The following is a 12811-nucleotide window of genomic DNA, read 5'->3' as shown; positions in this document are numbered from 1 at the left end:
GGGAGCAACAACCACAGTTTGTGACGAACATTCTTGAACGGTGGCTCGACGAACACCCCGCCTAGCCAGCCAATATCTTCAAATTAGAACCCGAGGGCAGCCGGAATGACGTGCCGTGTCGATTCAAGATTTGCGTCAGTCACTTTCGAGAATGGCAACAATATCGGAAAGATCGAAGAGACGGAGGTCATCACGCTCGTCTACAGCTTCCTCAACGGAGCGTTTGAAGCCAGACCGACTGAACAGGGCGAATTCATAGGTCGGCTCATCACCTCCCTTGGGTGTCCAGTCGATGTGCTCCACGTCGTCTTCGAGATTCGAAAGCACATCATAGCCGAGGGGCGTGCTGGTGAATTTCGCTTCGCCAGCGATGAGCGTTGACTCATCAGTTGGAGCGACGACATCTACCTCTCGGCCCTTGTACCACCACTGGCGTGGCACCTGCGTGAGCTGGTAGTCTGCATAGAGCGCCGGCACCGCCTGGTGACAGAGCAATTCGAACGTTTCGCTGACGAAGTCGGGCAATTCCGGTTCGATGAGATCCGCGTAGGCGTTCTCGCCGTAGAGTTCGTACTGCCCCCCGCGGCCGTAGAGATACCGGAAGTAAAACCGGAATACGGGATCCCGAATCTGGTATCGCGTCCGCTTGCTGCGTGCCGGGTCGGCGAGTGCTGGATGGTGTTTCTCGATGATCTGGAGCGTTTCCAGCCGATCAAAGTAGTACGACGTGTTGGTACTCTCGATGCCGGCTCCCTGGGCGATCTCGTTTCGACTGCGGTTCCCGCTGGCCATCGATTCCAGTACCGAAAAGTACGTGTTCACCTCGTTGAGTTCCATCTGGAGGACGGTTTCAGGCTCATCGTGGAGTGGGCCATCCGGGTCGCACAGCAGCCGCGTGATGTTCTCCCCGAGGTTCTCTGATGGATCGAGTGGGCTGAGATATCGGGGTGTGCCGCCGAAGATGCCATAGACGAACACCCGTTCTTCGGGATCGTACGTCGGCACGAACTCTTGGATGGAGCGAAACGGCAGCTGGGCGAGTTCGAGACGGCCATTCGGTGTCTGAGATACCCGGCCGTAGAGTGGCGCACCGCCATCGAGGACGTGGGTATGAATCATACCGATTGCAGAGCCAGTGAGTACGAGCGTTGCCTGACTCTCGTCGACAGCCGTATCCCACAGGTGTTGAATGACCGACGGAAGCCCCTCATTCGATTCGATGAGGTACGGGAATTCGTCGATGACGATGATGGCGTCTCTGTCGGTGAGGTACGTCAAGAGCGGTTCCCATTCCTCTTTGACGGCCGTGATGTCTGGATAGGTCGTTGCTGCTGCCTCGACAAATCGCCTGAGCTGTGTCGTCGCCGTTCCCTGAACTGCCTGATAGTACACAGCATCGTCGCGGTCGGCAATCGATTGGCGGACGAGTTCGCTCTTGCCGATCTGGCGGCGCCCATAGATAATGGCGAGTTCTGCAGCGTCACTCTCGTAGAGGGCCTGCAACCGATCGAGTTCATCGAGACGATTGACGAACTGGTCCATACTCCCAGTCGTGGCGGAGAGAACATACGTGTTTCGAAGTTAGAGGTAGAACTATAATAGTCTGTACGATAATATTTTGAGCTCTAATTTAGAAGGCCAATGATTCGACGAAGGTCAGAATGCGCCTGTGTGGGCTCAGAAAACTCAACCAACAGATCAGAAAATACCACCCTTGCGTTGTTAACTAGTTAGAGCGAAGACAGTCGTCGATCATCCCCTTACAGACAGAGAATTATTATGCTAATTCCTCGTTCATTTACCTATGGACACCGGGGACGCGAATCCATTCGCAGAGCAACAGCGGTTATTTGAATTTCTCTCACAGGACACCCGACAGCTCATCGTCCAAGAACTCCTCGGCCACCCTACTCACCTTATGTCCCTCGCGGAACTCGAGTACATGACGGGAAAGAACCGTGCGACAATCAAGAATCATCTCGACACGCTTCGCGACGAAGACATCCTCGCACAGTACATATTCGAGCCGAACAAGGAAACTCGGGAACTCCCAGCGCAGTTCTATGGGTTCACGGAGCGTGGTGTCGAGATCCTTCACGACTATAAATACCTCCGAGGGGTTCCAGTTGCTCGAGCCCTCTATGAGAATACCCGGAAAACGGAGAAGATCCAGCGCCACGAAGCGGCGCCACGTCCGGACCTGCCGCCGGCTGTTGCGAAAGCACTCGAGTTTGACGAACCAGATCTCGACATCGACGACGTCGACGTCAGTACGGGTCGATAACTTGCCGACAATATAATGCGCTATCGGAGGTAGAATCCCTAAATGGTATCCTATAGGTTCTAATATAGAATTATCTATAGGAGAACCTATATAGACGAATTAACTGAAGAGAACCCTTCAAACGAGTAGAACCGAGAGCGTTCGTTACCAGATTGTCGTCGTAGGACGAAACGAACAAGGAGAGCCCAGTAGTCAAGCTCAGCGTCTGACTCGTTTCTCGACTTACTCGGTTACTTGTCCCGGACGTGGCGCTTGTGCATACCTATCGATCTCGGGCGTGGTATCCAGCCGCGTATACATATCCTGCAACGTTGCTTCGGCTCGCAAGAGGCCCGCCTCCGACAGCAACGCTCGTCCCTCCTCAGTAAGTCCAAAGAAGCGCCAAGGAAGATCACGCTGTCGACGGTCGTCGGGAAGCACCCGCTCTTCGACGATATCTTCCTCGATCAAGATCTCGAGATGCTCCCGGATCGTACTCTGGCTCTTGCTGGGGTTCACCTAATTTGAGGCGGAGGTCCCACCCTCAAGGAGCACCGGGCTTCCGACCCCGGCGGAAGCACAAGCGAGTAGAGTGGGGAGGAAGCCGACCCGGTAGTGACCAACCCCAGTCCGTAGCTCACTAACTCCCAACCATTAACCAACTACAAGGACATATGTGAAAATATTGTGGAGTACCGTCGTACCGCCGTTATCAAGCTCGATACACCCGAAGGAGCGGATACACACCTGCGGGAGACTGTCGAGCAGTTCCAATACTGCGCCAACACCGCGAGCGAGTGGTGCTGGCACGGTGACGACGGCTACCACGTTACATCGAAAGCAAAAGCCGAAGATGCACTGTACGACAAGCTACGCGCGGACACAGGGTTGACCGCGAATCTCGTCCAGAAGGGGATTTGCCAAGCCGTCGAAGCCGTCAAAAGCGGCGTCGAACGGCTCAAAAACGACCAAGATACGTCCCGTCCGACATTCACGGCTGATACCGCCGTCTATGACAAGCGAAGTGCCACGTTCCACCGTGACCACGTTTCGCTCTCGACACCGGACGGGCGTATCGAATGTGGCTACATTCTGCCTGACGATACCGACACACCGCCGACGAAGTATGTCGCCAACGAGGACTACGAGTTTCGGCGGGCAACACTCCATCAGCGCGACGGCGACTGGTATCTTCATGCGTCGATGCTCAAAGAGGACGACGACACCGAACCCACGACCGGGCACAAAACAGTCCTCGGTGTGGACCTTGGTGTGAATCAACTCGCAGTTGCTTCGACCGGACGGTTCTGGTCGGCAGACGAGTTTAACCACTGGAAACGAGAGTACGAAAAACGGCGTGGCGACCTGCAACAGTGCGGGACACGGGCGGCACACGACGTGATAGCAGGTGTCGAGCGTAAAGAGGACGGACGCTTCGAGATATTCCTGCATCGTGTGGCCAACGAAATCGTCGCCGAGGCCGTCGAACACGACTGTTCGCATATCGTGTTCGAGGACTTGACCGACATTCGTGAGAACGTGCAAGAGGCGTCGTGGCACCATCTATGGGCGTTCCGCCGTCTCTACGAATACGTCGAATACAAAGCCAGAGAACAGGGCGTCGAAGCCGTCCAAGTGGACCCACGGAACACCTCGAAGCGGTGTTCGACCTGTGGATTTACCCACGACGACAACCGCCACAGCGAGGACTTCGAGTGTCTGGATTGCGGCTACCAGAACCACGCCGACTACAACGCGGCGAAGAACATCGGCCTCCAGTATCTCCGTCGCCGGCAAAACGCAGACGACGGAGGCGCACCCGTAGACGTGCGCTTGAATCGCGGGACGTTGAACGTGAGCGGGGAGTACGTCCCCCCTGCCTCTGCTGTGGCATAGAACGGGAGTCCACGCGAAAGCCCTCCCCTCAACGAGCGAGCGGGGCGATTACCCCCGAGCGAAGTAGGGGAGGGTAGTTTACGTAGCTGAGTTCCTTCAGTGAGGGAAGCTGCTTCGGATGGGACAGGATATTCTGAATCAAAACGAAGCGGGTCTCCTGAGTGACGGTGTTGAGACGCTGGCGCTGAGTTTCAACGGTGCTGTCTAGATCGGAGATCGTCCGTGGCGTATCCGAGTTCGAGGGATCAGATGGCATAGTAGGCGTTCGGAATCATAGGCCGACTGTAGACTCACCCCAGGCTATGGCCGCTTGAACATTAACTACTTTGGCAAGCACCAAATTGGTATAGACCGAGCTAAACGGAGACGATCACTCCGTGACCGCTCCTTTGTACTCCCAGTCGAGACTGTCCCCTTGTCGGCGGACGATGTACTTGTAGGGGCCATGGAGCTCGCCAGATTGGCACTTACAGTTGTCTTTGCCACAGCTGACTTTCTTGATCACCACGGTCCCACCACCCGATTCTTCGACAGCTTCGATCGATTCACCCTCGCCGGCGTCGATATCCTCAGCGGCGACATCCTGGCGGTACTCGAGGAGATCGTCGATCCAGTCCTGAAGAGCACGCAAGTCTGTGTCGTCCTGCTTCGGGATGCCCTCGACGAGATATTGCGGCAACCCCTCTGGAGCTGGTGGCCGTGTCGGCATTATCTTACCAAACACTAAGCCCCGTTAAGAAATAAATGTTTGGTAAGATTCGGGAACACCCCTCCAGCGTTTCCGAAGTAAACACCGTTGACGTCAACGCTATCGTGTGATTATCACGAGTTTAGTAGCAGCGGAAGAGATGGATCCATCGGCTGAGCCACCCCTCCGTCGGTTCCGGAGCTAATGGTTGTGACGCTGATCCAATCGTTCCGAAGGCTGATGTGACGTACACAGTGACGGCTGTCGTCCAAGGAGTCGTTGACCTCGATGGAGACTCACACTCCCTGCCACGCAGTATGAACTGACTCGGAGCTGAGAGACGCTCGAGGGGAGAAGCCGCAGGACAAATCAGAGAAGATAGAGTCCACGAACCCTCCACTGTTTCCGAAGCTTTTGCTGACGGCCAGTAACGCGAACCCTCACTCCACCATTTCCGGAGCTATCCACGTGAAAAGGAAGGGGGCCACGACAGAGACGGCAGAGATTGCCGAGAAGACGATCCGCTCCACAAGTTCTGTCCTTTCACTCCAAACATATTCTTTTTCTAGAGTGTTGTTTTTGCGGTATTGCGGTTACTGTTTTTCGGTAAGTGTCTTAGTTCTTTTGTCTTGTATAGTGTCTCTGCTGAATGGTAGCCCCACGTCATTTCGATAGCTTCGGAAACAGTGGAGTGAGAGGGTATTATAAAGAAACGGAGCATCGGAACCGCCGGTGTGGTTATCTTTTTAAATGACCGAGCTTCGGACGCTCCGGAAACTAAGGAAGCGGTGGTTTTATTAGATCGTCCCGTGTGGCGGTTTATCATGGGGATGTTCCAACGAGACCGTCAGGTGTTCGCTGATGCCGAACCACTTGACGACTCCTATGAGCCCGAGGATATCCGGGAACGGGACGAGGAACTCGAGAAATATCAACGAGCCCTCCAGCCGATCATCGATAACCGCCCGACGTCGAACATCTTTCTGTACGGCAAGACTGGAACGGGAAAGACCGTCGCGACGAAGTTCATGCTGTCCCATCTCGAGAACGACGCGGCCGAGTACGACGACGTCGATCTCTCGACCGTCTGGGTCAGCTGTGAGAACCTCTCCTCGTCCTACCAGGTCGCCGTCGCTCTCGTTAACGAACTTCGCGAAAGCCAGGACAAGGACCGCATCAGCACCACCGGCTACTCTCAGCAACGGGTCTTCGACATCCTCTACGAGGAACTCGACGCGCTCGGTGGGACCGTCGTAATCGTCCTCGACGAAATCGACAACATCGGCCACTCCGACGACATCCTCTACGGGCTCCCACGAGCACGGTCGAACGGCTACGTCGACGACGTCCGCCCGGTAATCGTTGGCATCAGCAACGACTTCCAGTTCCGGGATAACCTCTCGCCGAAGGTCAAGGACACACTCGCCGAAAAAGAGATTCTCTTCCCCCCATACGACGCGAATCAGCTACGCTCGATTCTCAACCCACGTGCCGAGAAAGCGTTCCACGACGATGTCCTCGCCGAAGATGTCGTCCCGCTCTGTGCGGCGTTTGCCGCCCAAGACACGGGATCGGCCCGGCAGGCGATCCGACTGCTCCGTGAGGCCGGCGAGCTCGCGCAAGCCGCCGATTCTGACACCGTGACCGAGGAGCACGTCCGGGACGCCCAGGACGAGCTCGAAAAGAACCAACTCTACGAGGGGATGCAGGAACTCACGACACAGGGACACGCCGTCCTCTGTGCGCTCGCGTACCACCAGGCGCTCGATGACGTCCCCCTCCGCTCTCGCGATCTCTACGAACGATACGTGAAGATCTGCGACCGACTTGACGCCGACAGCGTGAGCGAGCGCCGTGTTCGCGACCACCTCTCGGATATGAATATGCTCGGGCTCATCAGCGTCTATGAACGGAACGAGGGGCTTTCGGCTGGCCGGTATCACGAGTATGAGCTTGACGTTCCGCTGAAAGCCGTGCTCGAGGTCCTCCTGTCGACGACCCGCTTCGAAGAACTCGCGAACATCATCGAGTCGACGGCCGACGATAACAACCTCCTCCAGTCGGATATCTCCGACTACTGAACCGGGATTTCGTGTTTTCTAACGTGGTACTGAGTTCCTGAAAGCTCCGGAAACGACGGAGGGTGAGGATTGTCCTAAAACTCCGAAAATAGTAGAGTGAGAGCGTATACCACTAGGAATATCTTACCAAACAACTTGAACCAATAGTGCTGAGGAGTTTGGTAAGGCTAGTCGAGATGTATAGTGGAAGCTTCGGAAATGGTGGAGGGGTAGCAAAGCTTCGGAAACACCGGAGGGGGAGTCCTCATTTCGGTCAATTTGAAGCAGTACGTATAGAGACCGCAAGACAATCGACGTACGGGCTGGCCGTGTTGTATTCTGCTGAATAAGATGTCCGGGACGTCTTGTCGGAGATCTTTCGCGTGACGCTGAATGGGAGGTTCTAATAGAAATAGGCAGATCACACCCACACCACCGTTTCAGGAATTCACCCAGAGTAGAGAGTGGGCAAGTACCCAACGGCTAGCCAGCGTGTCTTGTACTGTATCGTGTGTTTGATCTAAAATCGACCGACTCCACCCTTTCCCACGGGAATTGCTGAAACGGTGGTGGGGGTCCCGAGGCCATTCGTAACTTCAGCTTCGAGTTACGCACTCAATCTGATTCTGGAGTGTAATGTTCTTCCAGCTAGATTAATTCCTGAAACAGTGGTGGGTGTCTCGCGGATCTGTCCGAACTCGTTCCTTCTGGCTCGGAACAGAATTCGTGAACTGACGGTGTCTCCTTGAAGATTTGTCTCCCCGATCTTCTGATCGACACTCTCGCCAAATTCGTGAAACAGTGGTGGGTATGTCTTTCCAGATTGCCATCGATCTGTGGGAACCACACACCACTTTTGCAAGTGAAGACCGGAGATATACCGGCTCTATCTACGATTCTCAATCAGTTTCACTTGCAGCAGTGGTGTGTCTGCCGAGATACTCACCTTTGACTCTCATTTGACGCACTTCACTTGCGATAGTGGTGGGCCTCTCACTACGATTGCACAGAATCTTACCAAACAGACTGACTAGAGGAGACGTGATTTGTTAGGTAAGAATGCGAGCCGCTGATAAGCTTCTGAAACAGTCGGTATTGAATGGGAAGCCCGTCAAACGCGTATGAACAGTAGCGATGGTATCGCGGCTAAGCGGTCGAACTGTCGTACATCTCTTCGAAGGCCTGCTCACCTCGGATCAACTCGTCGACGCCGTCAGTGAGCGTCACCTCGCCGAAAACGGTCGCTCGATAATACGTGTACAGGCCGTCCTGTCCGCGCTCCGTGCGCTGGCGTTTCTCGACGAGGCCGACGTCGACGAGCTTGTTGAGATGGTAGTGGAGTGTACTGTCGTCGATGTCGAGTGCGTCCTCGAGTTCCTTCGGACTCATCTCGCCGCTGTGGACGAGCCGATAGAGGATCTCATAGCGGGTGCGGTGACCGACAGCCGCGTGCATATCGAGGTACTCCTCAAGGCTAAGAATGCTCTCCTCGGGGAGCAGATCTGCCGGATCGTCCGGGGCGTCGCCGTTAATCGTCCGCGTTTGATCCGTCGCCATCGTACGTCACGCTATGCGTCGGAGACGCTTAGTCGTTGTCAAGCCGAGAATTCTCAAAAACACCGTCTTTTATATGTTCTTGCTGAATAGGACCGGCTATGCCCGTCGAAATCACGCGCGAGCTGATCGCTGACCGGCTCGGGCGTGTGACATACGACCGGTTTCTCTTCTATCTGATGGGGCCGTACAAGTCGTTCAACCTCAACTACGTCCTCAGCGAGGAGGATCGTCGCGAGATCGACGTCGACGATCTTCCTGGGCCGTTACGCCGGCTCTTCAGGAGCAAGGACGACATCAACGCCGCACAGGGTCTCTTACGACGTGTACAAGGGGAACTTCGAACCGACCCGGGAGTGAATGCGTTTCTCGCACTTGACGTCGACATCGACACAGACGACGTGGATGCGGTGACCCAGAGCATTGAGTACGCACGCTGTAGCAACGCAACCGCGTTCGTGGTGCCGTTTCTTGGCCACAATTTTGGCGTCGGCGAAGAGGCCGGCAGTATTCTCGAAAACCTCGCGGCAACCTACGGGGAGCGGTTGATTTTCGTCCACGAGGATGACGTGACGAGTGCGATGATCCGGTCGGCGTCCGTCCGGTGGGATTTGCGCGTCGAAACCTACGAGACTGAGGACGAACTCGTGGCCAAACTACGGCGGTTCGCCGGCGGAATCATGCATCGCGAACGGCGAGGGGAACTCGATCAGCTGGAGTGAAAACGAATGGATATTTGAAGCTATCTTACCAAATAGAGGTCCCTCAACCACGATATTGATTTGGTAAGACCACTGAGTTCTGTAATTCTCCTCCTTGAGTTGGAACCGAACGTAGCGGCACCACGACCTGGCTCATTCGAGTGCGTCTCGAAAGGCATCAGGGAGTAGCGATCCCGGCTTCTCCGCGTGAAACTCGACGTTTTCGTACGCCTGGTCAATGTGTTTCTGGACGGCCTCATTGTCGTGGTCCTCGGCCAGCGTCTCTAACTCCGTCAGCATCGTCTGGAGTTCGTCATCGGCGCCGATCAGCTCTGCCGTCACGGCCAGCTCTTTGAGGGCCTTGGCTGCGGCGCGTCGGACTCGTCCATCGTCGTCGACGAGAGCGTCTAGGTAAAACTCGCGAAGCCGGCGGCGGTGGGTTTCGATTTCCTCGAGTGTCCAGTCACCCGGTAATGCCTGATCAGTGAGTTCGGTGCCGACTGTTCGGAACGCAAGTCGTGGATACAGCGCGGCCGCAAAGCGAACGACAGACTGACGTTGATACCCATCACCACTCTTGTAGAGCTCGCGACACCGCTCGAAGCAGTCCTCGAAGAGAGCTGCTCGCTCTTGGAGATCCAGATCCTCGATCTCGTTGATCGCACGATTCACACGATCGGTGTCACCCGAGGCCAGCGCAGCAGCGAATACGTCGGGTGTTTGGTCCATAATCGTGTGTTCTCTACCGACCTGTGTAACTCCTCGGACTACGACCGGGAACGAATGGGTTGACTCTTTGTGGAATATTGACCTGGCTGAGAACCGTATACTTCGCTCGTCTGGCCGCCACAGGACCGGGTATACTTGTACGGACAGGGAGTAGCAACTGCTATGGCGGACGACGATGAGCCGGTGCAACACTGTCGACTGGATACGGGTGTGGATATTCCGAATGCGCTCGAGGCAGCTGGGATCGAGTATCTCGACGTCGACGACACCCGGACGATTGTCATCTATCAGAGTGCCATTCTTATGGTCACGGCTACTGAGGGGGACGCATCGGCCGCCCAGGCGTTCGATGTCGCACTCTGGGAACCGCCGGTGGAGGACGCTGATCGCGACCCTGTTGATCTCCTCACGACGTTTATAGACGACATAGTAGCCACCGTGAATGGATCTCGCCGGTGAAACGCACCTGTGTTGGGTGATTGAGATTGGTTTGAGCATCTCAAAATTGGACTGTGCTGTTCGCTACAGCACGGGCGTCTCTTACCAAACAGAGCCACTTCGGCGTGTTAGTCAAGATAAGCCTGGTACAATAGCGAGTCTACTGCTATTTTAACTGTTACCGGAGTATTGGTAACTACCAGATGTACGAGGTACTCGACGACACGGCGGCGCAGATCGTCCTCGCCGTCGAGAGTGGTGACTCTATCCGCCGTGTCGCCCAACACCTCCACACGCCGTACGAGACGGTGCGACAGGCCGTCAATCGGCTGGAAGACGCAGGCTACGTCCATTACGATGATGGTCTCACCGTCGTCGACGAGCGCGTACACGACGCAGCGCTCGAGCTCGTCGCTGCCAGCGCCGGCGTCAGTCCACCCTCCATCGAGGAGGCCTACGTCATCCCACAGTTCAGTGACTGGCCGTTCGCGTTCACGCGAATCGACGCCGTTGATCTGCTGATCTGGGTCATCGAAGTGGTCATGAGGTGCGGTTCGGTCTAGGGGCTCGTATTCGACGTCGGAGTCGTTGGAAAAAGAGCGGTTCACACCCACCCGAGTCCGCTCTGCAATCCTCCGTCGATCGGAGTATATCTCGAGGAGGTCCTCACGGAATTTCACAACGACGAACTCTGCTGTTTCGAGCGGTTGGTTCTCATCCACTTGCCGTTCGACTTCGTCCCGAAGGTGCCGTTTGATTGCGAAGTAGTCCCGACCGTCGAAGGTAAACCGATGCCAAGCCTGGTACCGGCGACTGTCCGACCGTAACTGGTTCAAAATAGCGTCGGCGTCGATGTCATCGAGCGGATCGCTCGGCCTCGTCCCCGATCTGGATTGGGAGTACGGCTTTTTACCGTAGCAGTAGTCGAGAGCGAGTATACTCTTCAGCGAGTCAGGGGCGAACAGGTGTAGCAGTAATACCTGACCGAACTTGCGACCGTTGTCACGAAAATCGGCGTAGAGCTCTTCGAGGTCCGTTCCGTCAACCTCCCCCTCAATCCGATCGAAAAAGTGAGAGATGAATTCCGGCGTTTTGCCGTTACTGAACCAATATGCCGAGCGTAGGTTCATTCCCCACTCTTCGTCATGCGAGAGAATTTCCTCTACTATCTGAGTCTTTTGTCTGGGGGGATCGTCGTCTCGGAAGAGCCGCCAGTAGACCTCTAGTTCCGTACCGACGATCCGTTGGCTGTCGGCGAACTCTTTCAGTTCAGACCTGTACTCGTCGTTCCAATTGTCCTCGATGAGATTTGCGGGAACTTCGACGTCAAGCCAGAATTCCCTGTCAAAATCAACCGTTTGAAGAGTGTCTCCCGCAGACATGTCTTGACCCTCGCGTTCATCCCACATAAAAATACGAGTAGAACGGGGATAACCGAACTAAACCCGCAAACTTGGATAGTGGGAGTATGGAGCTGGTTTGCAAACACTCACAGTCGATATCGTGACCGAGCCACTACACTTTGAGCTAGGTAGCTGAAACGAGAAGCGTATGGCAGACCTGATTGTCAAATCGGCTGTGAAGGACGCACTCGACGACACCAACGTCTCCGCAGACTTCTATGAGGCACTGGACGACGAAGCCGCCGAGCTGCTTGACGACGCTGCACGACGAGCTGAGGCCAACGACCGAAAGACGGTCCAGCCACACGATCTGTAACCGACGCGTTGCGATCAGTCCTTTCTGAGCGGCGTGGGAATCCCGCCTACAGTAAAGCGGGCGACTACTCCGCAGCTGGGACACTCATCGACGAACGCACAGACGCGAAGCGAGGTTTCTAACTCACGAACGTTCCCGCACACGGAACACTCGTACACGGTTCGATACCGGATTGACGGACGGTGGTGTTGCCGTCGTATCCGGGAGTTCGCTGCCGGTGTCGTCTTGCCGTGAGGCGTTGCTGTCGAGGATCGCTCCCGGTTCGTCCTAGACTGCTCGTGATCGAGCCGCCAGGCCGAATCGGGAAGCGTGTCGTAGATGCGATCTGGCTTGCTGATACCCATATCGAGAGCATCAGGCCCAGCTGGTTCGCGTGCGTCATCTGATCGGGATTCATCGACTGGCCTCCCGTCGACGTGTGACGCATCTCGGTGGCCCAGAGGACCCGCCCGTGCCCATGCACCGAGTTCGACGGCCTCTGCCTGCTCGTAGAGCACGCCGTCGATGGCAGCCGCCAGTTCGGCGAGTGGCTCGGAGATCTCGGACTCGCCGTGTTTCTCGACAGCGTGCTCGAACAACCATTCTCGGAGGGTCGCTGCGGTCTCTCTATCGACCGCGTACGATGGGACAGCGTTCATTCGTCTCTCACTCCGCCCCTCTTGGATTCGACAAACCACACACCGTCGCTATCCACGTTGATGAGACTCTATACAGGTGTTAGTGAGGTTGTGGCTGCGCGCGCAGCGACCGCAGGGAGCGAGCA

At 55.8% G+C, this 12811-nt stretch carries 11 protein-coding genes and 2 pseudogenes; 7 read left to right on the top strand and 6 right to left on the bottom strand.

Annotated elements, in window-relative coordinates:
• Positions 1-135: 135 nt before the first annotated feature.
• A complete protein-coding gene (locus tag ABSL23_RS16285; protein ID WP_353635423.1) occupies positions 136-1542 on the bottom strand; it encodes an ATP-binding protein in 1407 nt (468 codons plus the stop codon).
• A gap of 262 nt (positions 1543-1804) precedes the next feature.
• Here ABSL23_RS16285 and ABSL23_RS16280 point away from each other — a divergent pair, with 262 nt between their 5' ends.
• Positions 1805-2284, top strand: coding sequence for an ArsR family transcriptional regulator (locus ABSL23_RS16280; protein ID WP_353635422.1), 480 nt, complete (start codon positions 1805-1807; stop codon positions 2282-2284).
• A gap of 666 nt (positions 2285-2950) precedes the next feature.
• On the top strand, positions 2951-4159 hold the full coding sequence (locus ABSL23_RS16275) for a transposase (protein WP_353635421.1): 1209 nt from the start codon (positions 2951-2953) through the stop codon (positions 4157-4159).
• 76 nt (positions 4160-4235) lie between these two features.
• Here the strand turns inward: ABSL23_RS16275 and ABSL23_RS16270 are convergent.
• Both ABSL23_RS16270 and ABSL23_RS16265 read right to left on the bottom strand, forming a co-directional pair.
• Positions 4236-4415, bottom strand: a pseudogene (locus tag ABSL23_RS16270) (hypothetical protein); the annotation flags it as partial.
• Between the two features lie 114 nt (positions 4416-4529).
• Positions 4530-4868: a DUF6788 family protein gene (locus tag ABSL23_RS16265; protein WP_353635420.1), complete on the bottom strand. Its 339-nt coding sequence runs from the start codon at positions 4866-4868 to the stop codon at positions 4530-4532.
• A gap of 803 nt (positions 4869-5671) precedes the next feature.
• Between ABSL23_RS16265 and ABSL23_RS16260 the strand changes: the two genes are divergently transcribed.
• Positions 5672-6928: an orc1/cdc6 family replication initiation protein gene (locus ABSL23_RS16260; RefSeq protein ID WP_353635555.1), complete on the top strand. Its 1257-nt coding sequence runs from the start codon at positions 5672-5674 to the stop codon at positions 6926-6928.
• A 1125-nt stretch (positions 6929-8053) separates the two neighbouring features.
• Here the strand turns inward: ABSL23_RS16260 and ABSL23_RS16255 are convergent.
• Complete coding sequence (locus tag ABSL23_RS16255; protein ID WP_251331554.1) at positions 8054-8464, bottom strand: winged helix-turn-helix domain-containing protein; 411 nt, start codon at positions 8462-8464, stop codon at positions 8054-8056.
• 98 nt (positions 8465-8562) lie between these two features.
• Here ABSL23_RS16255 and ABSL23_RS16250 point away from each other — a divergent pair, with 98 nt between their 5' ends.
• Positions 8563-9183 carry a hypothetical protein gene (locus ABSL23_RS16250; RefSeq protein ID WP_353635419.1) on the top strand — a complete coding sequence of 207 codons (621 nt, stop codon included), beginning with the start codon at positions 8563-8565 and terminating at the stop codon, positions 9181-9183.
• A 132-nt stretch (positions 9184-9315) separates the two neighbouring features.
• Here ABSL23_RS16250 and ABSL23_RS16245 read toward each other — a convergent pair whose 3' ends face one another.
• The gene (locus tag ABSL23_RS16245; protein ID WP_353635418.1) at positions 9316-9891 is read right to left on the bottom strand and encodes a hypothetical protein; all 576 of its coding nucleotides are present in this window, start codon (positions 9889-9891) and stop codon (positions 9316-9318) included.
• A 162-nt stretch (positions 9892-10053) separates the two neighbouring features.
• Between ABSL23_RS16245 and ABSL23_RS16240 the strand changes: the two genes are divergently transcribed.
• The 3 genes and pseudogenes from ABSL23_RS16240 to ABSL23_RS16230 all read left to right on the top strand — a co-directional run bounded on the left by ABSL23_RS16240 (position 10054) and on the right by ABSL23_RS16230 (position 12048).
• Positions 10054-10350: a hypothetical protein gene (locus tag ABSL23_RS16240; protein ID WP_353635417.1), complete on the top strand. Its 297-nt coding sequence runs from the start codon at positions 10054-10056 to the stop codon at positions 10348-10350.
• A gap of 182 nt (positions 10351-10532) precedes the next feature.
• Positions 10533-10841 (top strand): annotated as a pseudogene (locus tag ABSL23_RS16235) (helix-turn-helix domain-containing protein); the annotation flags it as partial.
• 1039 nt (positions 10842-11880) lie between these two features.
• Entirely contained in the window at positions 11881-12048 is a 168-nt protein-coding gene (locus ABSL23_RS16230) for a DUF1931 domain-containing protein (protein WP_353635416.1), read from the top strand.
• Positions 12049-12062: 14 nt separating this feature from the next.
• Here the strand turns inward: ABSL23_RS16230 and ABSL23_RS16225 are convergent, their stop codons facing one another.
• The gene (locus tag ABSL23_RS16225; protein WP_353635415.1) at positions 12063-12686 is read right to left on the bottom strand and encodes a hypothetical protein; all 624 of its coding nucleotides are present in this window, start codon (positions 12684-12686) and stop codon (positions 12063-12065) included.
• Positions 12687-12811 lie beyond the last annotated feature (125 nt).

The sequence above is a fragment of the Halobacterium sp. NMX12-1 genome, from assembly GCF_040435975.1.
GTDB classification, from domain to species: domain Archaea; phylum Halobacteriota; class Halobacteria; order Halobacteriales; family Halobacteriaceae; genus Halobacterium; species Halobacterium hubeiense.
Note: the sequence above shows the minus strand (reverse complement) of the source record. Positions and strands in the feature narration are given on the sequence as shown.